The sequence below is a fragment of the Bartonella schoenbuchensis R1 genome, assembly GCF_002022685.1.
Taxonomy (GTDB): domain Bacteria; phylum Pseudomonadota; class Alphaproteobacteria; order Rhizobiales; family Rhizobiaceae; genus Bartonella; species Bartonella schoenbuchensis.
Genome location: NZ_CP019789.1, coordinates 1098247 through 1124558, shown reverse-complemented (window position 1 = coordinate 1124558; position 26312 = coordinate 1098247). Strand labels below are relative to the sequence as shown.

Genomic DNA, 26312 nt, shown 5'->3' with positions numbered 1-26312 from the left:
TTTTAAATGTTGGGAATAATATTCATGGCTATTACGATTCATACAGGTGGCCCCATTGAGATAAAAGGGGAGATAGTTCCTCATGATCAAAATTTTATTCAGATGGTTGATGATATTCAAGATGAGATTGATGATCAAACCAATGAATATGTTGATCAGGTTCAAAATGCGATATTTTCAGCTATTCGCTTTTGTGAACGGTTTCCTTTTTACTTCAATGAAAGCCGTGAAATTGTCTTGACCACATTGCAAGGCAAAAACCGCTATGGAGATGAGGCTCATCCTTCAATCAGTGGGGCTATTCAGATTATTGATGCTTATATTGATGGGAATAATCATAATAAGTCAAAGCTTTTGCGGGTAGATCCGATGGAGATTGAAGGGCTTGATGAGGCGCATCATGGTTTGCCCACACGCTATGCTTATTTTGCACAAAAGCTTGTTTTCTATCCAACACCCGATGATATTTATTCCATCAGGCTTATTCTTGACCCTATACGGGTTAAAACCATTGAGAATGCGAGGCAAGCATCTGTATGGTTTTTGGAAGCTTATGAGCTTATCAAAACCCGTGCAAAATATGAGTTATATGCCAATATTATCAAAGAGCCACAGATGGCAGCAACAGCCCTTGCGATGTTTCAAGAACAGTTAAACGTTCTTCAAATTGAGACCTCACGGCGTAAAAACTTTGCACAGATTCAACACACGGATTTCTGATGACTTTTGTCCCTATTGCTGAATTTAGACCAGACACTGCATTTATAAACAGTGGCTATTCGAATGAGATTGTGAATGTTTTGCCTGCCCCTCAGGCTTATATTCCCTTTCCAACGGTTGCACCTATTTCAGATCCGTTTCCCGATGAGATTTTAAGCGTGTATGCTGTGCGCTCATCAGGTGGTGTGCGTATCATTGTGGGTTCACCAACAAAGCTTTACGAGTTTGATAATGGTACGCGTGGATGGAAAGATATCAGCAAGCCTGATACGCTCTATCATGCCAATGAGACAACGCCTTGGTCTTTTGCTTCTTTTGGGGATTACGTCATTGCTGTTAATAGCAACGATGCACCACAGGTGCTTTCTTTAAAAAAGGATGAGAGGTTTGATGATTTGAGGGGAGAACCTCCACGGGCTGGTATTGTGCGTGTTTGGGGTGATTTTGTTTGTTTGATGAAGCTTACAGATTATCCAAACCGTGTGTATTGGTCAGGGTTAAATGATGCAGAATTTTGGACTGTTGGGAAAAACAGCTGTGATTATCAAGATTTTCCAGATGGTGAATATGTTCAAGGGTCAACACAAGCAACCAACCCATTTATTTTTATGCGATCGGCTATTTACCATGCGACATTTGTACCGGGCTCGAGCATTATATTTAGTTTTACGAAAGTAAAGGATAAAATAGGAGCCAAAAGCAGTATGGCCATTGCAAGCCGTGGAGAGCATACTTTCTTTGTATCTGATGATGGTTTTTACCAGATCAATAACGAAGGTGAGATGCTGCCTATTGGTTTTGGTAAAGTTGATAAAACGATTTTTACACTTTATCATAATTTTACACTTGATGAAATGCACGCGTGCATTGATCCGATTTATTCACGGGTGTACTTTTCGGTTAATGATGATATCGCTGGAATGCATATTTATGTGTATGATTGGATTTTACAAACATGGAGTGTCATCAAGGGGCATGATCTTTTCTTATTTCCCTTATTTGCAATGGGTTATACTTTAGAAGGTCTCGATGAAGTCTCAGAGCACTTGATAGATTTACCCGCTTCTCTTGATAGTAAAATGTGGCAAAATGGTGCGCCTGTCTTAGGAGCGTTTAATCAAGACAATAGATTTGGGCTTTTTGCTGGCCCGCCGATGGAAGCGGTGATTACCTCACAGACGATTGGCAATACGACAAGACAGATAAACCTGATGAGTGAGGCTTTTGTTCAAGGCGATACGACAGAGGGTTTATTAAGTGTTGGGGCTGCTTTTATTCTGGATGATAACAATCGGTTCCATTGGGCTAAAGAGCGTTGTGCGGGCTATAATCACGGGATGTATAATATTCGCTCACGAGCGCGTTATCACGCGTTGCGTCTGAGAATACCAGAAGGCACGCCATGGACGCATATAACAGGTTTTGAGGTGACGCTCAAACCTGCGGGTATCCGATGAATTTGAAGGTTTATAACACACAGCAATGGAGTGCTTGGCAAATAGCACCCTATTGGCGTGATATCTTAAAATCGATTGCTTATTTTATTGATAAGTTTCCCGATGATTATGATCTTGAGACACTTTTGAGCGATATTTTAAAGGGAGAAAAGCTTCTTTGGATTATCGTTGATGAGCATGAAAATTTTATGGCTCATCTCACCACCCAATTGGATCATCTTGTTACAGGGGTAAAGCGTGCGGTTATTGTGACCCTTGGTGGAAAAGGTGGGCAGCATTTAAGTCAGATTATTCCGCATATTGAGGACTATTACAAAGAACAAGGGGCAGACGAGCTTATCATCATAGGTCGGCGTGGATGGGAGAGATCTCTTAAAGCGCATGGCTACTGCGTTAATCTTTTAGAATATAGAAAGCAGCTTTACTATGGGAAAGAATAAAAAACCAAAGGTGACACAAAACACGACACAGACAAATGCACCTCCTGCGTGGGCACAAGGTATTTTTGAGCTTGGTGCCAATGATGCGATGAATCTCTACAACAATGGCAGTGGGAAGGAGGTTTATCAGGGGGATCGTGTTACCAATTTGAGTGATCAGACATTGGGTGCGATTACAGGGCTTAACAACACGGCTCAAAGCTATAATAACAGCTATTTAAATGGGCTTGCCACGGGACCCAATGCAGCAAGTCAAAATTTAAGCAACATGGCTTCTGGGGCGCAAATAGGCGCTAACCCTTACTTTAATGAAGCCCTTCAAAACACCTTAAACAATACGGCGAACTCTATTAACAGCTCAATGTCAGGGGCAGGGCGCTATGGTTCAGGGGCGCATACGGGGGTTCTTGCTAATGAATTGGGGGGTATCGCAACCCAAGCGATGTCACAGCAATATAACCAAGATGTCAACAATATGATGGCTGCTAATAGTTTGATTGACCAGGCAAACCAAAACCAGCTTGCAGGTGCTTCAAATTTCTTCCAAGGTCAAGGTCAGGCGAATATGAATGCGCTTGCGGGGGAAGTTTGATTGATGCCAATAATCAGCAAAAACTGGATGCAGAGCGAGAAAAATGGGAGCAACAGAATAATCTTGAATGGGATCAGTTAGGTAAATTACTCGCTGCAGGAGGGGCTGTTTCTGGCAATTACGGGACACAAACAGGGCAAGCGACAACGCTTGTTCCAAATAACCCATGGGCAACTGTTGGTGGTGTTGGGGGCATTTTTGGTGGACTTACGGGGTTGAGTGATCGAAGAGCCAAGGAGAACATTGTTGAGGTTGGGTATAGAGATGGCCACAAACTCTATGATTATAACTACAAAGGGTGCTCTCAGCGTTATCGAGGGGTGATGGCGCAAGATGTTCTTGCAACAAACCCTGAGGCTGTTTTCTTAAATACTGCCACCGGATTCTTGCATGTTGATTATAGCAAGCTTGGTTTTAATATGGAAAGGGTTGCCTAATGTCTAGATTTGATGAGTTAGATCCACCTTTGGATCAAGAAAATGGCCGCAATAATAAAGGGTTTATGTCTTTTATTGCCCGTTACGACCCGTTCCTTAAGCATATCAATAAACAAGACAGGCGTTATAATCGACAAAAGGCTACTCTTCAGGATCTTATTCGAGGCGTTTATGAGGAACCTGAAGAAACGGGTAAAAAAGGGCTTAAAGATTTAATTGTATCTGTTACAGATTTAAAAAGTCAGATGCCTCCTTTATCAGATTACTCAATCAAAACAAACAATACACCGCAATACGATAAGAGTAACTCTCTAGGGTATGGTGAGACGTTGGCGCCCCAATCTGAATTTGTTTCTCCTATTGATAGGCTTTCACAAAATGAAGCAGAGCAACAGCAAAAAGATGCAATGAATTATATTGCTGAGCTCAACAAAGGAGGATTAACTTCAGAGCAATTGCAGACGAATGCACCTTTGAATGAAAATGCGCCTTTGAGTGAGGAGAGGGCTTTACAGACAAATGATAAGTCAGAGCAAGAACAAGAATCTTTAAATGCACCTGAGAACTTTATTAATTCACAAGGTCAGCCAAAGCAACTTGCCAATGGTGCAGAAGACTTTTTCCAAAGATTAGCGGGGGTAATGGTCATGCAGGTAATGGTAATGTAGAAGCTCAAGATAGGTACAGTGCGAGCAGTTTATGGGATCGTTTTAAAAATTCGGAATTTTCAGAGCGTTTAATGGATTCTTTTGCTGGTCTTGCTTCGGGACAGACACCTCAAGAGAGTTTTTCGAATGCAGCACTTCAATTGCGCCAGGGCAATAGTGAGCGGGCTCAACGTCAGCAAGTTTTAAAAGTTTTACAATCCAAAGGATATAGTGCTGAAGAGGCGCAAGCAATTGCACAAAACCCTGAGCTTTCTATGAAAATCATGAGTGATACGCTAAGCCCTACTGGCCTTAAGGAGGGCTATAGAATACTCACGAAGGAAGAAAAGGAAGCACGAGGCTTGCCTGATGATATGGCTTACCAAATCTCAACACAGACGGGAAAGATTGAATATCTCAAAGGCACTGAAAGGACAGATGATCCTAACAATATGCGTTCAAGGCCTGAGAATGGACATATGTTTGTCAAAGATGAAAATGGCAATTTACGTTCTGTACTTATTCCAGGAAGCGATGCAGAGCGTAAAAGAATAGATGAAGAGAACAAGAAAAAAGCAGAATTTGCAAACAGTTCTTTTAAAGCAGAACAGTTAATTGGAACGGTAAAAAAATTAAAGGAAAAATTGGATAAAAATCCTAGCGTTGTTGGTTTTTCGGGTTATTGGGAATCGCTCATACCAGGAACACCTGCTTCTCAATTTAAGTCTATGCTTAATGTTATTAAGGCAAACATTGCAATTGATAAATTGCAACAAATGAAACATCATTCTCCAAATGGAGCATCGGGCTTTGGGAACTTATCTAACGTTGAATTTATGGCACTGCAGAACTCTATAGCTGCTTTAGAGCAAGACCTTTCACCTGAGCAGATGAAAGAATCTTTCCAAACGATTATTGATACTTACGAGAAAGCCAATAAAGCAACGCGGATACTTCTTTTTAGTGAAGGAGAAGTATCACCTGAACTTGTTCAAAAACTTGTTCAAGAAGCATACGGACTTGAGGCTTATAAAAATCAAGATAAGGCACAGCAAATGCAAGATGAGCAGCAAAATCTGCCGTCATATGTGATGGATGATGAACAGTTTGATACATTACCAGAAGGTGATGTATTCCGTGATAGTGACGGTCGTATTAAAAGGAAACAAAGCAATGGCTGAGTTAAGACAACCCATTATGACGGAAAGGCCTCCTCTTATTCATCGTAAAAATACTGAAGTTCTTGGTCATATAGATGATTTTACTCCGGAACAGCTTAGAGAGCTTTTCTCAAAGAATAAAGGAAATAAAAATGTTCCTATTGTAAGCAATAATGGAACAAAACCTCCTCTTATTCATCGTAAAAATACTGAAGTTCTTGGTCATATAGATGATTTTACTCCGGAACAACTCCGAGAACTTTTCTCGAAAAATAAGGGAAATAAAAGTGTTCCTATCGCAAACAATAATGGGACAACGACACAAAATAAAACAACGACACAAGAAGATAGCCCTAAAACGAGTATTAAGGAGGCTTTAGGATGGGGGACAGTTCACGGAGCGACTTTGGGCTATGATGATGAAATAGGGGCACTTTTTGCGAAAGAAAAATATGACGACGGGGTGAAAAGAAGGCGTGATTATCAAAAATTGTTGGCAAAAGAGCATCCTTATGCTTATTTCGCCGGTAATTTAGCTGGTGGTGTGGCAGCTCTAGTTCCTGCAATAGTTGGAGGCCCTGTTGTAGCGGGTGGTGCTGCTATTGGACGTGGTGCACTTGCTGCTATACGTGCTGCTCCTGCTGCTATGCGCGCTATGCCTTCAGCTGTACGCGCTGTTCCCGCTGCTATGCGTGCTGCTCCTGCTGCTGTTGGACGTGGTGCAGTTGCTACTGGACGTGCTATTCCCAGTGCTATACGTGGTGCTCCTACAGCAGCAAAAGCTGTAGGTAAAGCTGTAATGAGCCCTATAAATAAGGCAGCCACAAGAACTTCAGGTGCAGCTGCAGATTATGCAAGTAGAGCAGAGGCAAAAGCATTTCAATCTGCATTAGCGCAAGGTGCCACACGGGCAGAGGCGAAACTTGCAGGGGAAGCAGCGGCAAAAAAAGCAGTAGCAAAGTTTAATACAATACGCGCTGCAAAAATCGGTGGAATCTATGGAGCTATAGCAGGAAGTGGTGAAGGGGAAGGTTGGGGGAATACTATAGTAACTACTGGATTTGGTGGGTTATTTGGTGGTGCTGCGCCTTTTGCTCTATCAGCAGCAGCGCCTCTTGTCACAAAACCAGCTAGTGCAACGCCTTCTTTTGTTAAAAAAACGCTTCCAAAATGGGTTCGTGGAAGTCAACCAGGTGAAGTTCAAATAAGCAACAAAGCGCTTAAAGAGATAAGTCGTGCTTTAGACAGTGCAGGTATTCATGATCTTGACAAGGCTTTAAAGTGGAAAGGCCCTGATTCAATGATCATTGATTTAAGTGATCAGCTTGCTGCACGGGCCTTAAGAGAGGCAAAAAAAGACTATCCTACACATTCAACAATGAGCAATCGTTTAGGAGCTAGGCAAGCTGAAAGTACTCAACGTGTAAGGGAAAGGCTGAATGAAGCACTTGGTGAGAAAGTCAATACACTTGATTTAAAGCAAGACATTATTAACAACGCAAAAAGAGAGGCTGAACCGCTCTATGAAAAGGCATTTACTGCACCCATTGCAGAGTCTGTTATGAAAGATTTACAGCTTTTAGAGGACAGTCCTGCGTTTAATGATGCACGTAAAAAAGCAATTGCGGGTTTGTTGAATGTGGGAGATGAAACAGTTAGGGCAAATCGTAAAAATCCAGAAATGAGTATGCGGATTTTGCACAGAATAAAGGGCGATATAGACAATCAGATTAAATTAGCTCTCAGAGAAGACAATCAAACACATGCTGCAGATTTAATGAATGTGAAGGAACGTTTGCTTCGTGTTTTAGATACATCATCTCCATATTATACTCAGGCGCGCAAATTTTACCATGACGAGCGCACTCTGGGTAATGCCTTATCTCAGGGTGAAAAAGCGTTTGATAAGAATGTTACGCTTGATATGATCAAAAATCAGCTTTCAGGCTTGGAATCTAAAGAACTGGATGCGTTTAGAAAAGGTGCACGTTCACAGATAGAACATGCAGCAGCCAATGTACAAAGCCCTGAAAATAATCTTTCAAGTTTGTTTAATACGCAAAGTGGACAAGAGAAATTACGGCTGATTTATGGTGAGGATAAAGCAAACCAAATGGTGAAAGCTTTACGGCCAGAGGTTGAGAGATCAGAGTTATTTGCGCGCCTTCCAAGGAACGAGGGTGAGCTCGGATCAAAGGCAGGAGAAGCACTTGATAATGTAAGTAAGTCTAGCCTTCGTACTACAATAATGAATTTTTTTACAGGGTCAGTAAAGCGTGGAGTGTCATCAATCGATAGAAATGTCGAGAGAGATATTGCAGAACTGATAACAGCCCATGAACGTGGGGATGTTAGGTTATCGAGACAAAAATCTGTTGAGTTAATTAACAAGTTTCGTAAAGCAGAACAGAAGCGTTTAATCACACAAGAAGAACTTGTAAAGTTCATCAATTTGCTTAATGTTCTATCGACGGGCAGCTATACTAGATGGCTTAAAAATTAATGATTAATTTTCATCCTCATGTTCACAGTGCCATTTCCCAAGCGGCACAAAGGTATGATTTACCCGAAAGCTTTCTTAAACGCGTGGCGATGATAGAAAGTGGTGGTGATCCCAATGCAAGAAATAAGAAGAGTAGTGCAGGTGGGCTTTATCAATTTTTAGATTCCACAGCACGCCAATATAAGCTGGATAATAAGTTTGATCCCCTTCAATCGATTGATGCAATGGCGCGGTTAACCAAAGACAATATCCGTTATTTGCAAACAGCTTTGGGAAGAGCCCCTTCAGAAGCTGAACTTTACTTAGCACACCAACAAGGGCCAGCGGGGGCTGCAAGGCTTATTAAGAACCCCGATGCACCAGCAAGCCAGCTGTTAAGCTCACAAGCAATAGCCCTTAATGGTGGGCGCCCTGGTGCAACAGCAGGTGATTTTATGAATCATGTTTATCAGCAGTACAATAGAACAGCACAACCTGAGCAAGGTTATAGGAATACAGTTCCACCACGTGGCATGCAAAGACTTCAAAATGTAATGCAGGGTGATCAATTGGTGGCACAGAATGCTCCATTGCAGGAGCAGGGTGGTCATGCTGATTTTCCAAAAAAAGGCGTGGATGGTTTAACGCAGTTAATCAAAGAGAATGCGCAAAATTATGATCAACAAATACAGCTGGCACAAAATCAAATGATGCAGCAACCTGTGTTTGCACAAGGTGGGACACGCCCTGCGGATTTAACGCCTTTGATTAGTCCTCGCCGCCAGCCATCTTCTTTCAATGGTCGACAAAGAGGAGATCAATTACGCAAAGAGTTCTTAACAAGGGCAGGAGTTTATAATGTCTGATATTTATGATTGGTCACTGACAGCGGATACAAACGCACACTCAGATGATATTATTAATTGGGCACAAGGACAGCCGCCTAGTTCTGTTAATAATAGTGCCCGTGCTATGATGCAGCGTATACGAGAATATCTTGCAGATAATGGCGGGACAATTGAAGCAAAATTTATCGTCAATAGTGAAGGTAAGACAACATCAATTACATTGAACACGATTTCCCCCATCACGGAATATAAGAATGATGTCTTTATACGTTTTAGAGCAAGCGACACAAATGTTGGTGCGACAACAATAACCGTCAATCGTTTGAGTGAAAAGCCTGTTTATAAGATGACCGATGCAGGTGTTATATCCTTAGAAGGCGGTGAGCTGCAAAAGGATGGCATTTATGAGCTGATCTATAATAACAGCACACTAACAAGAAGTCTTGATGGTTGGTATTTATTAAACCCAACCCCAAAAACACCTCCTCAGATAGAAATTTTTCCCCCTGGGTTTATTGCGACATTTGCTATGAAAGCATTACCTAATGGTTGGCTTTTGTGTGATGGTGCAAGTTATGAGCGTGTAAAATATCCTCGTTTATTCAAAGCAATAGGTGAGCATTGGGGGACAGATAGTGATACTACTTTTAAGGTACCCGATTTTAGGGGGATGTTTTTACGTGGTTTTGATGATGGGCGCGGTATAGATAAAGATAGAAAGTTTGCTGAAAAGCAGCAAGATAGCTTGAAAGCGCATACACATGGCTGCACCGTTCAATCAGCAGGGGCGCATGTGCACCAGTTTCAGTATGAGGCGTTAAGAAGACCTGGCAGTCCTATTGGTGGAAAAAACCCTGCCTTTTATAGCCAAAATATAAGAGCAAATACAAGCTCAGCAGGTGCCCATACGCATAGTGCAACAATTTCTTCAACAGGTGCAGCAGAAACACGCCCTGTTAATACAACGGTTGTTTACGCCATAAAATCATAAGGTTTTTTACAGATGATCAATAGTCCCTCGGCAATTGATGAGATTGCCGACACAGGGCAGATTCGTGTTCTTTTTTATGCAAGTCATAGATTAGTTCATGCGCCCTTAAATAAGATCCTTGATAAGGTCAAAGACGATATTCAACATGATCTTTCAAGCGCTTTTACAGCTTATCAAAAAGAAACAGATCAACGCATTGAAGCTTTGCAAAAAGCCATAGATGAATTGCGTTTGCAACTTATCAGTCTAACACATCCCGAGGATATAAATTAAGGAATTTAAAGCGATGCCTATTCCCTATCACACACACAAGTTTGAAATTGAACCAGCAACAAATAAGGAAGTCAAAGAAGGTGTTTTAGACAGTAAGGTTGTTGCACCCTCTTCATTAGGCAGTGCAGCGGCTTATTCTATGGGTTATTTTGCGACTGCTGCTCAAGGGAAGAAAGCTGATGAAGCTGTTGCAAAAAGAGATGTTGGAACACTTGCTTATAAAGATACGGTTACAGTTAATGATATCAACACCAGTGGGGATCCTCATGAGAATACAGTTTTATCGGGTACTGGTTGGGTAAAGCTATCGCCTTTGGGAATTGGTGATATGAGTGTTGCTATTTATGATCCTACTCATGTGAGGTCAGATGCCTTCTCTATGGAGAATATGGTTGAAGGTGATACAAAGAAGATTTTGACTGCAGAAGAAAGGGTAAAGCTACAATGGATAAGTTCTGAATGCCCGACGATAGAAAAATGGAAGAAGGCAGATGAGGATATCAATTATCCTATATCGCCTGTCGATCTTAAAGATACCATCAATCATTTTGCATTATCAAAATCTCTTGCGATGTCAAAATCAGTTTATGATCCAGATAAAATAGCAAAAGATGTTTTTGCTATGGATCATATGAAAGAGGGAGAGAAGCATCTTATCCTAACGCCTCAAGAACGTATCCAGATTACAAAGATTGATCAAATTGAAGAGGCTGCACAACAAGCACAAACAACAGCTCAATGTGGGGTCAATCTAGCCGGTGAGACTAAGGAGATTGCGGAGAATGCTTTAAGCACAGCAAAGGATGCACAGAGCACTGCAATGGATGCAAAGGAAATGGTAGAGGCTGCACAAAGTACTGCCGATAAGGCTCAAGAGACTGCTGATAAGGTGCAAAGCACTGCAGAGGCTGCAAAAGAAACGGCAGCTGATGCTTTAAGCGTAGCAAAGGATGCAAAAGAAACTGCTGATAAGGTATACAGTAATGTCGTGGATGCAAAGGAAGCAGCGACAAGTGCAAAAACAGTGGCAGATAAGGCGCAAGAAACTGCCGATAAGGTGCAAGAAGAAGTGACAGGTGCCTTAAATACAGCAAAAGATGCACAAAGCACTGCAGTGGCTGCACAAAAGACTGCCGATAAGGCTCAAGAGACTGCTGATAAGGTGCAAAGCACTGCAGAGGCTGCAAAAGAAACGGCAGCTGATGCTTTAAGCGTAGCAAAGGATGCAAAAGAAACTGCTGATAAGGTATACAGTAATGTCGTGGATGCAAAGGAAGCAGCGACAAGTGCAAAAACAGTGGCAGATAAGGCGCAAGAAACTGCCGATAAGGTGCAAGAAGAAGTGACAGGTGCCTTAAATACAGCAAAAGATGCACAAAGCACTGCAGTGGCTGCACAAAAGACTGCCGATAAGGTGCAAAAAGCAGTTGATCTTATTCACCCTCTTGAAAAGCAAGATTGGATTGATGGCATCAAAGCAGAAAATGCACTGATATCACCGGCTCATCTTGTTGCTTCTATTAAAGCAAATGGTGGCAGCAATAATAGTGTAGGTGTTGGCATTAGCAAACCTGTTGAGATTTTTATGACGGAAAGTGGGGAAATTGCATGGCCAGAAGGTGTTACTGAAGATACCGAGCTTGAAATATGGGCTTGGGGTGGTGGTAATGCTGGTGATAATAATGCTCGTCATGGTGGTAATGGTGGGTGTTGTGTTTATGTGAGAACAAAGAAAAAGTTTCTTGGCGACAGTAAAGTAACTATCGGCAAGGGTGGGGGGACAGCTGAGAATAGCAGTTTTGCTGGAAAAAACACAAAAGTTGGTCAATTTATTACAGCTTCTGGTGGTTCTTTCGGATACGATCCTAGTGGTATTCATGGTGCCAAGGGCGATAATGGAGCTGATGCAGAGGATCAAAATGGTATTGGGGGTGATGGCAAGAATGGTGAAGTTGGTAGGCTAGGTGGATTTGGTGGTAATGGGGGTGAAGGGGGCAAAGGCGGTAAAAATGGCACTGGAGGGCAAGGGGGCAGAGGGGGCATAGGGGGCGATAATTTTTTAAAAAGTGCCGGTAATGGAGGTAGAGGCGGTGAAGGTGGGCGTGGCAAGGATGGGGGAAGGGGTGGTAAAGGCGGCGGAGGTGGCGATGGTGGAAACAGTATATATAACTGTGGCGGTGTTGGAGGTTGGGGTAGTCATGGGGGCTGGGTCAGTAGCAGCAAAAGTGGTTTAGGTGGTGAAGGCGGTCGGGGTGGTAAAGGAGGCAATAGTATGTGGGGTGGTGGCGGAGGAGGTAGTGTTGGAGGTAAAGGCGGTGATTGTGATCAAGGAATTGGTGGTAAAGGCGGCATGGGCGGTAATGGTGGAGACAGTGTTTATGGTGGTGCAGGAGGAGGGGCAGGGGGTGGCTTAGGTGGAAAAGGTAAGGAAAAAAACGGTGATAATGGTGTTAGAGGACGTGGGGGCATAGCATGTGGGGTGGTCATGGGGGATGGGGGAGTGTTGGCAAAGATAAGAGTTACCATGGTGGCGGTGGTGGATATTTTCCCGGGAAAGATGCGACATCTTCATCGAGTGGTGCTGGGGGAGACGGCGCTGTATTAATTAAAGTGTATTTATAGAAATGGAATGAAACGATGGCACGAAGAATAAGTAAAGACTGTTTAAACTATTTAAAAAAATGGGAAGGTTTGCGACTGAACGCTTATCAAGATGCATCTGGTGTTTGGACCATTGGATATGGCCATACGGGAAAAGCTGGTAAACCAGATGTTGTTGAGGGTATGGTGATTACCAAGCAAAAAGCTGAAACCATGCTGTTAACTGATTTGCAGAAATATGAAGCAGCAGTAGAAAAATCAGTTTGCGTTGATTTAAGTGATGAGCAGTTTGGGGCTCTTGTTTCATTTTGTTATAATGTTGGTGTGAATGCTTTTCAACGCTCTACCTTGCTTAAAAAGCTTAATAAAGGGGATTATGAAGCTGTACCGGCTGAATTACAAAAATGGACAATGGCTGATGGCAAACGTTTGAAAGGGTTAGTCCACAGGCGTGCTGCTGAAGCGGGGTTATGGGCAACGAGTGCTTATGTTTCTTCTAATTATCAAGCAGTAGAAGCAAAAGAATCAACAAGTGCTTTTAAAGTAGAAATGTTAGCTCCCATCATCGGGTCTTTTTCTGGGCTTGGAGGGTTGCTTGCTGGTAATGGTCCGGTTCAGTGGGCTTTTGCTGCAATTATGGTTTTAGCAGCTTGTGTAGGCGTTGCTTTTGTTGCTCAACGTTTTTGGGAGCAACGGTTATGATTTGGTGGGGAAAGAAATACTTACTGATGGTGGCGGCGGCTTTTGCCGCTTTTTTTGTAACTTTAGCTAAGATTTTTCGGTTTGGAAAGAAAGTTGAGCAACGCAAACGGACTGAGAAAACTTTAAAAATAGCTATAACACGGTTTGAAGTAGAAGATGAAGTTAACAAGAAAAGTGATGTGGATATACGCTCTGATCTTTCTGAGTGGGTGCGCAAAAAATGAATACACTTCTTGTCTCGGGTGGTTGCCAATATATTTGGAGAGGCAAGATCTCAATGCAATCAGTCCAAACTTAGCACGAGACATTTTAAAGCATAACCAAAACGGAAAACGTTCCTGTGGGTGGAGACCTATTAACAAGAAATCAGGATGATCTTAATGCAGTTTGGAAAGACAAATTGCAAAATCCTATTCCCTAACCTGATTTTTTCATCCCTAACCCTAAAAAAATATCAATAAAATCAATAGGTTATAGGGGTAAAAAAGGCGTATAATACACCCTCCGGGCCCACCAGTCCCTTTTTTATCCCTATAAGCAGTTGATTTTATTATATTATAATATGTCTTTCGGGGGCAAAAGTCATCTAGTAAGTCAAAATATCTTTTTAGAGTGAAGATTTACATGGTTGTTTATTTTTTGGATTCCTATCGGGCACATTTTTGTAACTTTATGATTTATTTGGTCAAGTTTTTTGGCCAGTGCTTTAGCATAAAGTGTTTGTTGTATACTATTGGTTGATTACAATATTGTTCCCAATATATCCCTCTGCTATTTTTGCACAAGAATATGGAATTTTATTAGATTTCAAAAGTTTTGTAAGGGAAGGGGGATATTTTAAATAAAGCTATTAGCTTTTAAAGGTAGCTCATATCCAATAGACTAAGTTTTTCTCTATCATCCATAATATATGTATTTTTATGTGTTATAAGATATCAATAATAAGATTTTGCTATCGAATCTATAAAATAAATTACATTAAATAGTTATAACATCAATGAAATGGAAATTGAAAAATTCATAAGTATTCATTTAGTGGATATGATAATAACATATTTAGGAGCGGCGATTTTTTAAAAACATTGGGGTAAAAACTGCTATTGTAAAAATGGAAAATAAAGAGGGGCGCTTTTTCAAGGGATGAAGTGGGTTATTTTTTCAGTTAAGAATAATCGATATTATTTGCAGGATGATGATAAGCTTTAATGGTGATTTGTAATTAGTTTGGCAAAAGATATATTACTTATAAAACGCGTGGATGGAGGCTGTGAATAAGTGTGTTGGCAACCACAAAAAACATTTAATATCCTCCCCCTTCTAAGAAAGACCAAAGTAGCCATTTACAAGGAGCTATTTCATATTCTAGAACTAATTATTTTCAATTTTAACTGGTGTTGAAAATAAGAAAAATTGTATCACTGCAAACAGAATTTGTTTGATTATTTTACTACAGCAAAAATTATAAAACAGCTTAAACTTTATCAATATGGTAGAAGTACAATACTACTTATCCACGTTAATAAAATTTAAGCCTGATTTTATTTGAAATGAATATTATTAGCTAGCGGTCGTTTCTTTGTGCGAGATGCTTCGAATAAGTAAATCGATAAACAAACTAAGAGCATAAGAGTTGGCCATATTTGCTTTCATATTGACCAGAGAAGTAATTGCCTTTGGATTGAGACCATTGGATATACCTTGTGTCAAAAGATATTGCTGTAATTTTTCATAAGAATTTTCAATCTTTTTTTGATTTAGTGTATCGTTATGATCATTTTTGGTAAGAATATCTTCAATTGCTTCAATTTTTTTAATAAAATAATTCCAATCGAATTCACTTCTAGTGCATTCGGTGTCAAACATTTTTCCTTGTCCAGTTAAAAGCCAATTAATGTTGACTCCATACAACGTGCGATATGCTTGTAATACGCTAAGGTTAGGTTCTCTTTCTCCACGCTCATAAAAGGCAATGGAATTTTTTGTCATGCTAAAATTTTTAGCTAATGTTTCACGTGACGGATCGCCTAAAGCGAGGCGTACATGACGTAAACGTTTTCCAAATACAGTTTTTGCTTCAGTTTCAGGACGTGCCACGAATTATCTCCCTCAATAAATCATCATGGTATGAGCTTTGTGTTGGTAAAAGCACACAATGTATGAATATCTCATTGCCTAATGTCAATATTTATTGACTTTTATTCCTCTTATTTTTTTAAATATTTAATAAATATTTGGATTAAATTTTAATTTTTTGTATTTTATTATTATAAGGAATAACCTTTTTATTGGAAGAAATATAGGCTTTTTTGATTCTTCTCTTGTTTTTTCTTGGAGAGATTCCATATAAATTTTACAATGTATATTATTGTACTTATCGATAGATGTAATCTTTCAGTCTTGTGATCTTTCAATATGAGTGAGTATCAGGATAGATTAAAGAGATGGTTTTGAGGCGTGATCATGGCCCTATTAGGCTATTTTAGATGGGCTTTTTTCTTCACAATTATTGGTGTTTTTGGGGGTGGATTTGTTGGTTGGTTTGAGACGGGTAGTCTCATTGGTTTTTTAAAATATTTTTTCATTTGCTGTGTTTTGGGAATTTTAGAAATTTCTTTATCTTTTGATAATTCTATTATCAATGCACGTATTCTTGGAAAGATGGATCAGCTATGGTCCCGTCGCTTTTTGACATGGGGCATTTTAATAGCAGTATTTGGTATGAGAATTATTTTTCCATTACTGATTGTTGCTTTTGCAGCTTGGATTAGTCCAATTGCAGCAGTCAAATTAGCACTATGGGAGCCACATCAGTATGCTGAAATTTTGGCAAATGCTCATGTGGGTATTGCTGCTTTTGGGGGAACTTTCCTCATGATGGTTGGTTTAAAATATTTTTTTGATCCTAAAAAAGAGGTGCATTGGCTAGCATTTATTGAGAAACCAGCTCAGAAGGTTGGTTCATTTGTTGGAGTTGATATTGCTATTGTTTTAATTCTGATGTTATTTTTCTTAGGGCAAATTACAACAGAAAATAAGCTGACTGTTTTATTTGCCATGCTTTATGGACTTTTAACATTTTTAGTGGTTGAAGCAGTTAGTTCACTTTTGGATTCCCAAAAAAATACTTTAGTCACTATTGCTAAGGGAGGAGTGGGCTCATTTCTTTATTTAGAAATTCTGGATGCTAGCTTTTCTTTTGATGGTGTTATGAGTGCTTTTGCTTTTTCACATAATCTTTTTATTATTGCAATTGGACTTGGTATCGGTGCATTTTATGTACGTGCTATAACTATCATGTTGGTTGAAACAGGAACATTGTTGCATTACCGCTATTTGGAACATGGTGCTTTTTACGCAATTTTGGTACTTGCAGTGATTATGTATATACAAATTATTATGCCGGTGCCTGAAGCATTAACAGGACTTATTGGTGTATGTATTCTTGGAGTAGCATTTTATTCCTCCATTCGCTTTAAATATAAAACATTATCTCCCGAATAATCTGTTGTTTTGAAATACAGATTCTATAAAAACCCTTCTATTTATTACCACAAAACAGGACAGAGAAGTGGTTTATAATGTCATTAAGAGCTCTATGCCGGTTTCATTCATAGTTTTAAGCATCGTATTTAATGATCCATTTAGATCAATACCGGCACAAGCGTTCAGTGAAACACTCACTTTAAAGCCGCATTTTACGGCGTGAAGTGCAGAAAATCCTACACAGAAATCAGTAGCCAAACCACATATAATTAATTGTGTAAAACCACGCTCTTTGAGATAACTTTGTAAGCCTGTTGGTGTTTTTTGGTCATTTTCAAAAAAAGCAGAACAACTGTCAATTTTCTGATGATAACCTTTTCGAAGGATAAGTTGTGCTTTACCAAGCATGAGAGACGTATGAAATTTCGCTCCTTGTGTTCCTTGTACACAATGATCGGGCCACAGTGTTTGAAATCCGTAGTCAAGCTTAACCGTATCATAAAGAGATTTGTGGGGATAGGAAGAAGCAAAGCTGCAATGGCCTTTTGGGTGCCAATCTTGGGTTAAAATGACATGGTCAAAACGGTTTATAAGGTCATTGACGGCAGGTATAATAGTATCGCTTTGTGGGACTGCAAGTGCTCCTCCTGGTAAGAAGTCATTTTGTACATCGATAACGATTAAGGCTTTTTTTTCCATAAATTTGTTCCTGTGGGTGATTTTTTTGTCGTAGCCTTTTAAAGATTGTGTTTCGTCTTAAAGTTTTGAGATGGTTTGGTCAATGTTTGTGCTTATTTTGATGATTTAAACCAAAAAAAATGAATGGATCAGTTGGTACGATAATTTTTGTAATTTTGTACTAATTTGTAACTGTGGATCAATATAAGTGGTGCACTGTTTAGTGATAAAGCTATGTGTTGGTACAAAGCTTTGATGATAATAGAGCTGGGGCATTAGATTTTATAAATGTGTTTTCACTTTTTAATGCAGTTTTAATCACATAAAATAATATAAATAGGGATCATTTATTTTGATGATATCAAAATGATGAAACACCGTGGTGGAGGAAGGTGGCGTGATGTAAAATCTGTAAGACGAGAAAATGGTGCATGGAAAATTGGCTTTCTCTTATGATTTTTGTTGCACTATAGATTGGTTTAATATGATTAAAGTGTATTTTGTATCCTGTATGGAGAAGAGAGGAGCTATTTGATAGCATAATTCAAGTATAATTTTAAGAATATTTGCTTTTTGTACTTTGGGAGAGTGTTTTTCTGCCTTTGAAGCGCAAAGTAGGGCTTGTGGGATTAGAAAAAATATATCAATATAAAGATAAAGCTGTTAGGGCATTATTTAAGTGTTGCTAATTGTGAAATTTAAGAAAAGCGAAAATAATACTTTCGAAATTCTCATCCTTTAATTTTGCATAATATCAAAGAGAAATTTATGGCGCGTCAATTTATCTATCATATGGCTGGAGTCAATAAGGTTTACGGCAATAAGAAAATTTTGGAAAATATTCATTTATCTTTTTATCCAGATGCTAAGATTGGTATTTTAGGGCCGAATGGTGCAGGTAAGTCAACGATTTTGCGTATTATGAGTGGGTTAGATAAAGAATATACAGGAGAAGCGTGGCTTTCTGAAGGAGCGCGTTGTGGTTATCTTCCGCAAGAACCTGTTCTTGACCCCAGCAAGGATGTGTGGGGTAATGTGATGGAAGGGGTTGCAGATAAGCAAGCAATTTTAGATCGCTATAATGAATTGATGATGAATTACAGTGATGAAACAGCCGATGAAAGTGCTAAACTTCAGGATATTATTGACAGCCAAAATCTTTGGGATTTAGACAATCAAGTAGAAATGGCCATGGCTGCTCTTGGTTGCCCACCAGGGGAGGAGGGTGTAACTAAACTTTCAGGTGGTGAAAGGCGGCGTGTTGCGCTTTGTAAATTACTTTTGTCAAAACCTGATTTATTACTTTTAGATGAACCAACAAACCATTTAGATGCTGAAACTACAGCTTGGCTTGAAAGGCATTTACGTGAGTATCCAGGTGCAGTACTTCTGATTACGCATGATCGTTATTTTCTCGATAATGTAACGGGTTGGATATTAGAATTAGATCGCGGTAAAGGTATTCCTTATGAGGGAAATTATTCTGCTTATTTGAGTGCTAAAGCTAAACGTATGGCACAAGAGGGGCGGGAAGAAGCTGCTCGTCAACGTGCATTGTCACGCGAAAAGGAATGGATAGCTTCCAGTCCGAAAGCGCGCCAAGCAAAATCAAAAGCTCGTATCAGGGCTTATGATGAATTGGTTCAGGCTGCGCGTGAACGCCGTCCTGGAGATGCGCAAATTATTATACCAGTTGGAGAAAGATTGGGACAGGTTGTTATTGAGGTTGATAATTTGTCAAAAGCATATGGTGAGCGTGTATTGATCGATTCTCTTTCTTTCAAGCTTCCTGCCGGTGGAATTGTGGGCGTTATTGGTGCCAATGGTGTAGGGAAGTCTACCTTATTTAAAATGTTAACAGGGCAGGAACAGCCTGATTCAGGTACAGTACGCATCGGGGAAACGGTTCAGATGAGTTATATTGACCAGAATCGCGATGCATTGGCAGGAGATAAGACTGTTTGGGAGGAAATCTCTGGTGGAGATGACATTATTAAGTTAGGCAAATATGAAATGAATAGCCGTGCTTATTGTGGTGCATTTAACTTTAAAGGTTCAGATCAGCAGCAAAAGGTGGCGAATTTATCGGGAGGGCAGCGCAATCGTGTTCATTTAGCTAAACTTTTAAAAAATGGAGGTAATGTTCTTCTTCTTGACGAACCTACAAACGATCTTGATACAGAAACATTAGGTGCGTTAGAAGATGCACTGGAAAATTTTGCTGGTTGTGCAGTTGTGATATCGCATGATCGTATGTTTCTTGATAGGTTGGCTACTCATATTTTGGCGTTTGAAGGTAATGGTCATGTGGAATGGTTTGAAGGTAATTTTGCTGAATATGAAGCTGATAAACTTCGTCGTCTTGGGCCAGATGCTATTAATCTTAAACGTGTCAATTATAAACCTCTCGCCCGTTAACACTGCTTATCTTATATGAATACTTATACTCCTAATTTGTCAGTATAATACTTTTTAGAAAATATCTAAGACCTGTATTTTTGCAAAATATAGTTGCTTGATTTGACAGAGCAGGGCTGTTAGAGATTTTTATTGTAATAAGTTGTCTAATTAATTGATATAATTTATTCTGCTTATTGGAATGTGATCTATAAAAACTATTTGTTATTCTTAAATTTTTGCTACAGTAAATTATTTCTCATAATCTTGTACTAAAGATTTAAATTGCTAAAAAGAATTTTATTAACACACTTTGGAGTAAAGTGTGCTTCAAATTGGATCATCTTAAATATTTTTTGCCTAAATTTTTCCATTTTTGCAAGGCTTAAGGCTATTTTTTGCTCTTTCTTTAGCTAAAATGGTGAGAATTTCTTGTTGTTTAAAATGTTTTATTTCATAGTTGGGTCATTGCATTAGCGATTATAATGGTTGATGTAATAAGACAATCAGGGAGCCTCTCCCCCCTCCCCCGCGTGGATCCCTAGATTGTCTGGCCCGACTGAAAAATTCTTCAGTCGGGTTTATTTTTTTATTTAAATTAAATTTGAATTCAGCATTACATTGGTACATATGTCATTTTAGCAAGTGTAAACAGCTACTTATAGTATGGTGTTTGATACATAAATATTTGGAATATTTTTCTAGGTATTTATGTGTTATTTTCAGTAAGTGATATAATTATTTTTAAATTTAAAAAATAAAAAACATTATATAAATGATGTAATTATAGTGTGTTATAATGTTTAGGATCAAAGATGATAAAGTTTCGCTGGCGTTATCTTGTTATTCTAGTATTTCTTTTATTGTTCGTTGCGGTAGCGAGTTTTTTTGTGTATCAATTTGTATTTGGTGAGGCGAGCTTTTCACGCCAGACTGATACAACAGATAGTGCCCTAAGAAGGGTGGCGGTATCTTCACCAGATATTCCAGTGAATCTTTTTAAGATAAGTTCTCAGCAAGAAAAGAGCATTGTTAAGCAGGCACGTCAAGATGCAATTGCTGCTGCCCTTGCGAGCGGTCAGAATAATAAAAAGGCACAACAATTTGGGAAAATTGCAGCTGCAGCTGCATTAAAAGTAATTTCTCATTCTCCTGTTGTTGATGTTGGTTTTTAATCATTTATCTATAATGATTTAAGAATAATCATTTGAAGCTTGTTTTAAGAATGCCTTGTTGCGTTCTTCTCCAGAATATAAAAAGCGTGAAAAATACATTCTGAATTATTCGCTACGTTATTGGGGATGAATGATAGGTAAACTGCTAAAATGTTTTTTCTATAAAATTTTAAGCTGTTTATCCATTTTAGCTGCGTGAGGGTTAGTGTATCGTAAGCCCACGTGTGTGTGAATGTAAGCCAAAATATTTATTAGGTAATGTTTTTAGGGGGGCAGCATAAATTGCTTGTTAATAGGTATTGCTTATTAGTTGGTAATTGAAATTATCAATGTTTTTTACAAAATTATCTGAAAAATAGATAGAATCTGGTCATCAAGTTGTGCTTGAAAGCAGTTAATAATATACAATTGAAAGACTGACTTGTTAACATATTTAAGTGTAGTTTCTCATAAGAGAATTAGCTCTGGAGAATGGTTTTCATGACATGAGCTGCTAATTGGTATTGGCTTTAAATAAAACTGATGATCTTTTTTAGGGATGCTATATGCTTAATGAATAAAAGAGCATTCGTTAAAAAGATTCTTAGTCGATATTGGTATTGTAAATAGTAGATTTGGCGATAATGGAGTTTTTAATATCTGTAAGTGATAAGTAATGGAGTTTTTCATCATTATTTTTTGCATACAGTTAGTATCGTAGGTCTATCCAATGAATATAATTGTATCACTTTTAAACTCTTTTCTAGATGAAATACACCTTCAATCTTTATAATTGTGACTAGATGTATTTTAATGAAAAGAAAAAGAATGCAATTTTTGAAAATCCTTTTAAATTGCGATCTTTTCTCTATTTTTATATTTTGTGCGAAAGGGTTTATACTGATATTGAAAGTTTAAGCTTAAACAGCAGTTTAATTGTTATTTCTTTTAAGATATTTGTTCATTTTTATGAAATTTTGGTTCAAAAATTGCAATTCAATATAAGATTCCAATTAATTTAGTATAAGCTGTTGTTAGTATTAAAGGTAATGGTCGTACGCATACAAAAAATTTTTTGGTACAATAAATTTGACCTGCGAGGGGGAATTTCAAAATAACTCTGTATGAAGCTCTGTATCATTCTTAAGGCAATTTTGAATGCAGTGTACGTTATTGATATAAATACCTAAATTAAACAGTGACGATAGTTGTATAATTTTATAATATAATGCCGATCGTGCTGCGCAAATGAGTTCTATTTTAGTTTAATGAGTTTTATTTTAGTTTAAAATATTGTTCAAAAATTACAATCTATTTAGGTTCATTGAAGCAACACTATGTTTTAATGGTAATGGACGATTTTAAGGATATGTAAAATATTTTTAAGGGCTATTTTCACTTTGTGAAAAATGTTTTATAAATCATTAAGTCAGTCGGCTGGGCAGCCGCGCTTGTTCAATCTTTAAAAGAGCAGGTGAGGAAAGTCCGGGCTCCATGGAAAAACGGTGCCGGGTAACACCCGGCGGGGGTGACCCTAGGGAAAGTGCCACAGAAAGCAAACCGCCTATTTTTATAGGTAAGGGTGAAAGGGTGGGGTAAGAGCCCACCGCGCACTCAGTAATGAGTGTGGCAAGGTAAACCCCACCGGGAGCAAGACCGAATAGAAATGACGCGCAAGGTTTAACTTGCAGCCGGTTTCCAGGTGAGTCATTTGGGTAGGTTGCACGAGGCGGATGGTAACATCCGTCCCAGATGAATGGTTGCCATGTAGAGTGTAAACTTTACCATACAGAACCCGGCTTACAGGCCGACTGATATTTTTTATATTTTTATAGTATTGGCACAAGTTTTCAAAAAAAATTATGTTTAAATTGCACACATTTTAAAAATGTTTTTTAAAATTATAACATTTCTTTAAATATAATGAATTAATGTGTGCATTAGGATAACTTTAACTGCATTTTCTTTTGTTAAGATAAGTGTGAAAGTTAAGGTTTTAGTTATTATGACATCATTTGCCATTGGTGGTTATTGATGCGGAAAAATATAAATCAAGATGGGTTATTTTGACAGGGCAGGGTAACGAAACTGAAAGCCATATTCCAGTATTGTTGCAGCCAGTTTTAGCTGCGCTTGTACCATTAGCTGGGGCAAAAGTAATTGATGGCACCTTTGGTGCTGGGGTTATACGCGTGCTTTGCTTGATGCAGGTGCAGATGTTATTGCTCTTGATCGTGATCCTCATGCAATCCGTGAGGGACAATTGCTTGTTGATCAATTTTTTCCGCGTCTTCGTTTGGTGCAAATGGAGTTTTCACAGTTGGATTGTGTGGTAGAAGAAAAGGTGGATGCAGTTATTCTTGATATTGGCGTATCTTCAATGCAATTGGATGAAGCTGAACGGGGATTTTCTTTTCAAAAAGATGGTCCGCTAGATATGCGAATGGCACAGACTGGTTTTACAGCAAGCGATGTTGTTAATTGTTTAAAAGTCAATGAATTGTCCCATATGTTTAGGGTATTGGGTGAAGAGCGTCATGCTGGTCGAATTGCGCGAATGATTGAAAAGCGTCGTCGTATTCGTCCTTTTTTGCGTACATGTGATCTTGCCAATGCTATTGAGGTTTTAGTTGGTCGTAAACCAGGTGATCGTATTCACCCTGCAACACGTGTGTTTCAGGCGCTTCGTATTTACGTTAATGATGAACTTGGTGAACTTACGCGAGGTTTATTGGCTGCTGAAAAAGTTTTGAAAGCAGGGGGGCGTTTAGGAGTTGTTAGTTTTCATTCTCTTGAGGATCGCATAGTAAAAAAATTTTTTTCTGCTCGTTCAGGGGAAGGGGGAAGGTCGCGCTATCTTCCTGAAATAAAATCTAGTCCAGCAACATTTTTGCCTTTGTTTAAAGGTGTGAAGACTGCAAATGAAGAAGAAGTACAAAAAAATCCTCGTGCACGTTCTGCAAAGTTACGTGTAGGCATACGTACTCAAGAAGATGTTATTCGTACTCAAGAGGATGTCATTAAAGCGGATATGGAATTGTTTGGTTTGGCAGAAATTACCAGTTTTAAAGGCAGTAAGAAATGACATTTTTTCGTACATTGGATGTGGTTTTAGTGACTGTTATGATTTGTATGGCAGCTATTACTTATAAGGTAAAATATGATGTCCAAAAACAAATTGGCGAAGCATATCGTCTTGAACGGGAGATTACAGCAGAAAAAAATATGGTAAGACTTTTGCATGCTGAGTGGGCTGTGATGATAGAACCATCACGTATGCAAAAACTTGCAGAACATTATCAAAAAGAACTAGGTTTGGAGATAATACAACCTCGTCAGATTGTAGAATTGAAAGATATTCCAGCACGTTTATATGATCAAATTGACGAATTGATTAAGAAAAATACCTTTGAAGAAGATAAGGCTCTTCTTGTTAAAAATCATGTTTCTCAAAATGATAACGTTATTCAAAAAGGTGTGCAGTAATGCGATTATTGCTCCTGTTTTCACGCAAAAAGAAATTAAACGACCAATTGAGCAGCCCGGATCTTCCTATTTATCGCTCATATTTTAACCGTTCACGATTGATTTTTTCTCTACTGTGTTTTCTTATTTTGTACGGTATTATGGCGAAGTGCCTTATTTCTTATGGGCTTCAAGGTGGCCAGATTGAAGAAGCAAAAGGACCGGGAGCATTACAGCTGGCTGCTCGACCTGATATTATTGATCGTAATGGGCGTTTATTGGCAACAGATATTGAAACTTATTCACTTTTTGCCGAACCACGGCGCATTATTGATATAGATGAAACAATAGAATTGATTTCAACAGTTTTACCTCAGCTTAATTGGCAAGAAACTTATAAGCGCTTAAAAAGAAAATCTCGTTTTTCTTGGGTCCAACGTGGGTTAACTCCAACACAAAAAGCACAAATTATGGCACTTGGTATTCCAGGTATTGGTTTTCGTGCTGAAGTACGTCGTTTTTATCCAGGTGGGCCTATAGCTTCGCATATTCTTGGTATGGTTAATGTTGATAATCAAGGCATAGCAGGCATAGAAAAATATATTGATGATACGGGTTTGAGTGTTCTTCGAGATGCTGGTCTTGCAACTGAGGCATTGTTGAAACCAGTTCAACTTTCGATTGATATACGTGTTCAGGCAATTGTGCGTGATGAGCTTATGAAGGGGATGGAGCGCTATAAAGCGCTTGCTGCAGGAGCTGTTATTTTAAACATCCATACCGGTGAGGTCGTTGCTATGGTATCTGTGCCTGATTTTGACCCTGGGAATCCTGTTGATGCTCTTAAAGGTGACCGCCTTAATCGGATGACAGCTGGAACTTTTGAAATGGGATCAATTATCAAAAGCTTTACTACTGCGATGGCACTTGATTCAGAAGTTTTTCATTTAAATAGTATCATTGATGCTTCAAAACCAATTCAAGTAAGTCATAGTCGTTTTATTCGTGATTTTCATGGGAAAAATCGCTTTTTAACGCTGTGGGAGGTGTTTGTTTATTCTTCTAATATCGGCTCTGCTCGAGAAGCATTAGAAATAGGGATTGATGGACATCGTGATTTTTTTAAACGTCTTGGTTTACTTGACCGTATGACAACAGAATTACCTGAAGTTGCTAGTCCTGTTTTGCCGCGTCGTTGGCGGGATATAGATTCTATGACGATTTCTTTTGGTCATGGTATGGCAACAACACCATTGCAAACAGCGGTAGGAACAGCTGCTTTAATGAATGGTGGCTGGCTGATTGAACCCACATTTTTAAAGCGAACTGAAGCACAAGCTGTGCAACATGCTAAACAAGTGTTACACCCCCGGACTAGCCAAGATATGCGCTACCTTTATCAGTTAAATAGTGTTATTGGTTCTGGGCGTAATGCAAAGGTGGAAGGTTATCGTATTGGCGGTAAGACAGGAACAGCTGAAAAAGTTGTAAATGGAAAATATTCTAAGATGAAGAATTTCAACAGTTTTCTTGCTGCTTTTCCTATGGATAATCCTTCTTACGTTGTTTTAACGATTGTTGATGAACCTCAGCCTGAAGAAGGCAAACGCTCAGCAGTGGCAGCAATGAATGCAGCACCGATGCTTGCGAATATTATTCGTCGTTCAGCCAGTTTTCTTGGAGTAAAATCAGATTTTAAAAAAGAATATGAGCTAACTTTAAGTACAACTAATAATTCTGCATTATTTAAGACAACGGTAAACAATTAACATAAAGATAAGCGAT

21 protein-coding genes, 1 other RNA gene and 1 pseudogene are annotated in these 26312 nt (G+C 39.0%); 21 read left to right on the top strand and 2 right to left on the bottom strand.

Features of this window, described 5'->3' with window-relative positions; translation table 11 throughout:
• Positions 1-24 precede the first annotated feature (24 nt).
• The 14 genes from BscR1v2_RS04905 to BscR1v2_RS04845 all read left to right on the top strand — a co-directional run bounded on the left by BscR1v2_RS04905 (position 25) and on the right by BscR1v2_RS04845 (position 13574).
• Positions 25-720: a phage adaptor protein gene (locus BscR1v2_RS04905; RefSeq protein WP_078689949.1), complete on the top strand. Its 696-nt coding sequence runs from the start codon at positions 25-27 to the stop codon at positions 718-720.
• On the top strand, positions 720-2177 hold the full coding sequence (locus BscR1v2_RS04900) for a hypothetical protein (RefSeq protein ID WP_078689948.1): 1458 nt from the start codon (positions 720-722) through the stop codon (positions 2175-2177). The genes BscR1v2_RS04905 and BscR1v2_RS04900 overlap by 1 nt, the downstream gene beginning before the upstream one ends.
• Positions 2174-2617, top strand: a complete 444-nt coding sequence (locus BscR1v2_RS04895) for a hypothetical protein (protein ID WP_236828985.1) — start codon at positions 2174-2176, stop codon at positions 2615-2617. Before BscR1v2_RS04900 ends, BscR1v2_RS04895 begins: the two co-directional genes overlap by 4 nt.
• Positions 2604-3209 (top strand): hypothetical protein, encoded by a 606-nt coding sequence (locus BscR1v2_RS08270; RefSeq protein ID WP_236828984.1) that lies wholly within the window; start codon positions 2604-2606, stop codon positions 3207-3209. Before BscR1v2_RS04895 ends, BscR1v2_RS08270 begins: the two co-directional genes overlap by 14 nt.
• Positions 3206-3646 (top strand): tail fiber domain-containing protein, encoded by a 441-nt coding sequence (locus BscR1v2_RS08265; RefSeq protein WP_236828983.1) that lies wholly within the window; start codon positions 3206-3208, stop codon positions 3644-3646. Before BscR1v2_RS08270 ends, BscR1v2_RS08265 begins: the two co-directional genes overlap by 4 nt.
• On the top strand, positions 3646-4314 hold the full coding sequence (locus BscR1v2_RS04885) for a hypothetical protein (RefSeq protein WP_078689947.1): 669 nt from the start codon (positions 3646-3648) through the stop codon (positions 4312-4314). The genes BscR1v2_RS08265 and BscR1v2_RS04885 overlap by 1 nt, the downstream gene beginning before the upstream one ends.
• A 71-nt stretch (positions 4315-4385) precedes the next feature.
• Positions 4386-5474: a hypothetical protein gene (locus tag BscR1v2_RS04880; RefSeq protein WP_078689946.1), complete on the top strand. Its 1089-nt coding sequence runs from the start codon at positions 4386-4388 to the stop codon at positions 5472-5474.
• Positions 5467-7956 carry a hypothetical protein gene (locus BscR1v2_RS04875; RefSeq protein ID WP_236828982.1) on the top strand — a complete coding sequence of 830 codons (2490 nt, stop codon included), beginning with the start codon at positions 5467-5469 and terminating at the stop codon, positions 7954-7956. The genes BscR1v2_RS04880 and BscR1v2_RS04875 overlap by 8 nt, the downstream gene beginning before the upstream one ends.
• Entirely contained in the window at positions 7956-8801 is an 846-nt protein-coding gene (locus BscR1v2_RS04870; RefSeq protein WP_078689945.1) for a transglycosylase SLT domain-containing protein, read from the top strand. Before BscR1v2_RS04875 ends, BscR1v2_RS04870 begins: the two co-directional genes overlap by 1 nt.
• On the top strand, positions 8794-9774 hold the full coding sequence (locus tag BscR1v2_RS04865) for a phage tail protein (protein ID WP_078689944.1): 981 nt from the start codon (positions 8794-8796) through the stop codon (positions 9772-9774). The genes BscR1v2_RS04870 and BscR1v2_RS04865 overlap by 8 nt, the downstream gene beginning before the upstream one ends.
• Before the next feature lie 12 nt (positions 9775-9786).
• Positions 9787-10047, top strand: coding sequence for a hypothetical protein (locus BscR1v2_RS04860; protein ID WP_078689943.1), 261 nt, complete (start codon positions 9787-9789; stop codon positions 10045-10047).
• Between the two features lie 13 nt (positions 10048-10060).
• Positions 10061-12652 (top strand): hypothetical protein, encoded by a 2592-nt coding sequence (locus BscR1v2_RS08000; RefSeq protein WP_153301983.1) that lies wholly within the window; start codon positions 10061-10063, stop codon positions 12650-12652.
• 32 nt (positions 12653-12684) lie between these two features.
• Positions 12685-13350, top strand: coding sequence for a lysozyme (locus BscR1v2_RS04850; protein WP_078689430.1), 666 nt, complete (start codon positions 12685-12687; stop codon positions 13348-13350).
• Complete coding sequence (locus tag BscR1v2_RS04845; RefSeq protein WP_078689431.1) at positions 13347-13574, top strand: hypothetical protein; 228 nt, start codon at positions 13347-13349, stop codon at positions 13572-13574. Before BscR1v2_RS04850 ends, BscR1v2_RS04845 begins: the two co-directional genes overlap by 4 nt.
• A gap of 1333 nt (positions 13575-14907) precedes the next feature.
• Here the strand turns inward: BscR1v2_RS04845 and BscR1v2_RS04835 are convergent.
• Positions 14908-15444, bottom strand: a complete 537-nt coding sequence (locus BscR1v2_RS04835) for a helix-turn-helix domain-containing protein (RefSeq protein WP_010704001.1) — start codon at positions 15442-15444, stop codon at positions 14908-14910.
• Between the two features lie 366 nt (positions 15445-15810).
• On the opposite strand from BscR1v2_RS04835, the gene BscR1v2_RS04830 reads away from it, so the two are divergent.
• Complete coding sequence (locus tag BscR1v2_RS04830; protein ID WP_078689941.1) at positions 15811-16851, top strand: DUF475 domain-containing protein; 1041 nt, start codon at positions 15811-15813, stop codon at positions 16849-16851.
• Positions 16852-16923: 72 nt separating this feature from the next.
• Here BscR1v2_RS04830 and pncA read toward each other — a convergent pair whose 3' ends face one another.
• A complete protein-coding gene (gene pncA, locus BscR1v2_RS04825; protein WP_078689940.1) occupies positions 16924-17532 on the bottom strand; it encodes a bifunctional nicotinamidase/pyrazinamidase in 609 nt (202 codons plus the stop codon).
• Between the two features lie 747 nt (positions 17533-18279).
• Here pncA and ettA point away from each other — a divergent pair.
• The 6 genes and pseudogenes from ettA (at position 18280) to BscR1v2_RS04790 (ending at position 26296) form a co-directional block, all read left to right on the top strand.
• Positions 18280-19929, top strand: coding sequence for an energy-dependent translational throttle protein EttA (gene ettA / locus BscR1v2_RS04820; RefSeq protein ID WP_078689939.1), 1650 nt, complete (start codon positions 18280-18282; stop codon positions 19927-19929).
• Between the two features lie 794 nt (positions 19930-20723).
• Positions 20724-21083 carry a hypothetical protein gene (locus BscR1v2_RS04815; protein WP_078689938.1) on the top strand — a complete coding sequence of 120 codons (360 nt, stop codon included), beginning with the start codon at positions 20724-20726 and terminating at the stop codon, positions 21081-21083.
• A 1408-nt stretch (positions 21084-22491) separates the two neighbouring features.
• Positions 22492-22881: RNase P RNA component class A (gene rnpB / locus BscR1v2_RS04805), an RNA gene on the top strand.
• 247 nt (positions 22882-23128) lie between these two features.
• Positions 23129-24147: pseudogene (gene rsmH / locus BscR1v2_RS04800) on the top strand (16S rRNA (cytosine(1402)-N(4))-methyltransferase RsmH).
• Positions 24144-24548 (top strand): cell division protein FtsL, encoded by a 405-nt coding sequence (gene ftsL / locus BscR1v2_RS04795; RefSeq protein WP_078689936.1) that lies wholly within the window; start codon positions 24144-24146, stop codon positions 24546-24548. Before rsmH ends, ftsL begins: the two are co-directional and overlap by 4 nt.
• Positions 24548-26296 carry a peptidoglycan D,D-transpeptidase FtsI family protein gene (locus BscR1v2_RS04790; protein ID WP_078689935.1) on the top strand — a complete coding sequence of 583 codons (1749 nt, stop codon included), beginning with the start codon at positions 24548-24550 and terminating at the stop codon, positions 26294-26296. The genes ftsL and BscR1v2_RS04790 overlap by 1 nt, the downstream gene beginning before the upstream one ends.
• Positions 26297-26312: the final 16 nt, after the last annotated feature.

Excerpts from the sequence above, each read along its gene's own strand:
- BscR1v2_RS04905 (WP_078689949.1), top strand. The coding sequence starts at position 25 with ATGGCTATTACGATTCATACAGGTGGCCCCATTGAGATAAAAGGGGAG.
- BscR1v2_RS04900 (WP_078689948.1), top strand. The coding sequence starts at position 720 with ATGACTTTTGTCCCTATTGCTGAATTTAGACCAGACACTGCATTTATA.
- BscR1v2_RS04895 (WP_236828985.1), top strand. The coding sequence starts at position 2,174 with ATGAATTTGAAGGTTTATAACACACAGCAATGGAGTGCTTGGCAAATA.
- BscR1v2_RS08270 (WP_236828984.1), top strand. The coding sequence starts at position 2,604 with ATGGGAAAGAATAAAAAACCAAAGGTGACACAAAACACGACACAGACA.
- BscR1v2_RS04885 (WP_078689947.1), top strand. The coding sequence starts at position 3,646 with ATGTCTAGATTTGATGAGTTAGATCCACCTTTGGATCAAGAAAATGGC.
- BscR1v2_RS04880 (WP_078689946.1), top strand. The coding sequence starts at position 4,386 with ATGGATTCTTTTGCTGGTCTTGCTTCGGGACAGACACCTCAAGAGAGT.
- BscR1v2_RS04875 (WP_236828982.1), top strand. The coding sequence starts at position 5,467 with ATGGCTGAGTTAAGACAACCCATTATGACGGAAAGGCCTCCTCTTATT.
- BscR1v2_RS04870 (WP_078689945.1), top strand. The coding sequence starts at position 7,956 with ATGATTAATTTTCATCCTCATGTTCACAGTGCCATTTCCCAAGCGGCA.
- BscR1v2_RS04865 (WP_078689944.1), top strand. The coding sequence starts at position 8,794 with ATGTCTGATATTTATGATTGGTCACTGACAGCGGATACAAACGCACAC.
- BscR1v2_RS04860 (WP_078689943.1), top strand. The coding sequence starts at position 9,787 with ATGATCAATAGTCCCTCGGCAATTGATGAGATTGCCGACACAGGGCAG.
- BscR1v2_RS08000 (WP_153301983.1), top strand. The coding sequence starts at position 10,061 with ATGCCTATTCCCTATCACACACACAAGTTTGAAATTGAACCAGCAACA.
- BscR1v2_RS04850 (WP_078689430.1), top strand. The coding sequence starts at position 12,685 with ATGGCACGAAGAATAAGTAAAGACTGTTTAAACTATTTAAAAAAATGG.
- BscR1v2_RS04845 (WP_078689431.1), top strand. The coding sequence starts at position 13,347 with ATGATTTGGTGGGGAAAGAAATACTTACTGATGGTGGCGGCGGCTTTT.
- BscR1v2_RS04830 (WP_078689941.1), top strand. The coding sequence starts at position 15,811 with ATGGCCCTATTAGGCTATTTTAGATGGGCTTTTTTCTTCACAATTATT.
- pncA (WP_078689940.1), bottom strand. The coding sequence starts at position 17,532 with ATGGAAAAAAAAGCCTTAATCGTTATCGATGTACAAAATGACTTCTTA.
- ettA (WP_078689939.1), top strand. The coding sequence starts at position 18,280 with ATGGCGCGTCAATTTATCTATCATATGGCTGGAGTCAATAAGGTTTAC.
- BscR1v2_RS04815 (WP_078689938.1), top strand. The coding sequence starts at position 20,724 with ATGATAAAGTTTCGCTGGCGTTATCTTGTTATTCTAGTATTTCTTTTA.
- ftsL (WP_078689936.1), top strand. The coding sequence starts at position 24,144 with ATGACATTTTTTCGTACATTGGATGTGGTTTTAGTGACTGTTATGATT.
- BscR1v2_RS04790 (WP_078689935.1), top strand. The coding sequence starts at position 24,548 with ATGCGATTATTGCTCCTGTTTTCACGCAAAAAGAAATTAAACGACCAA.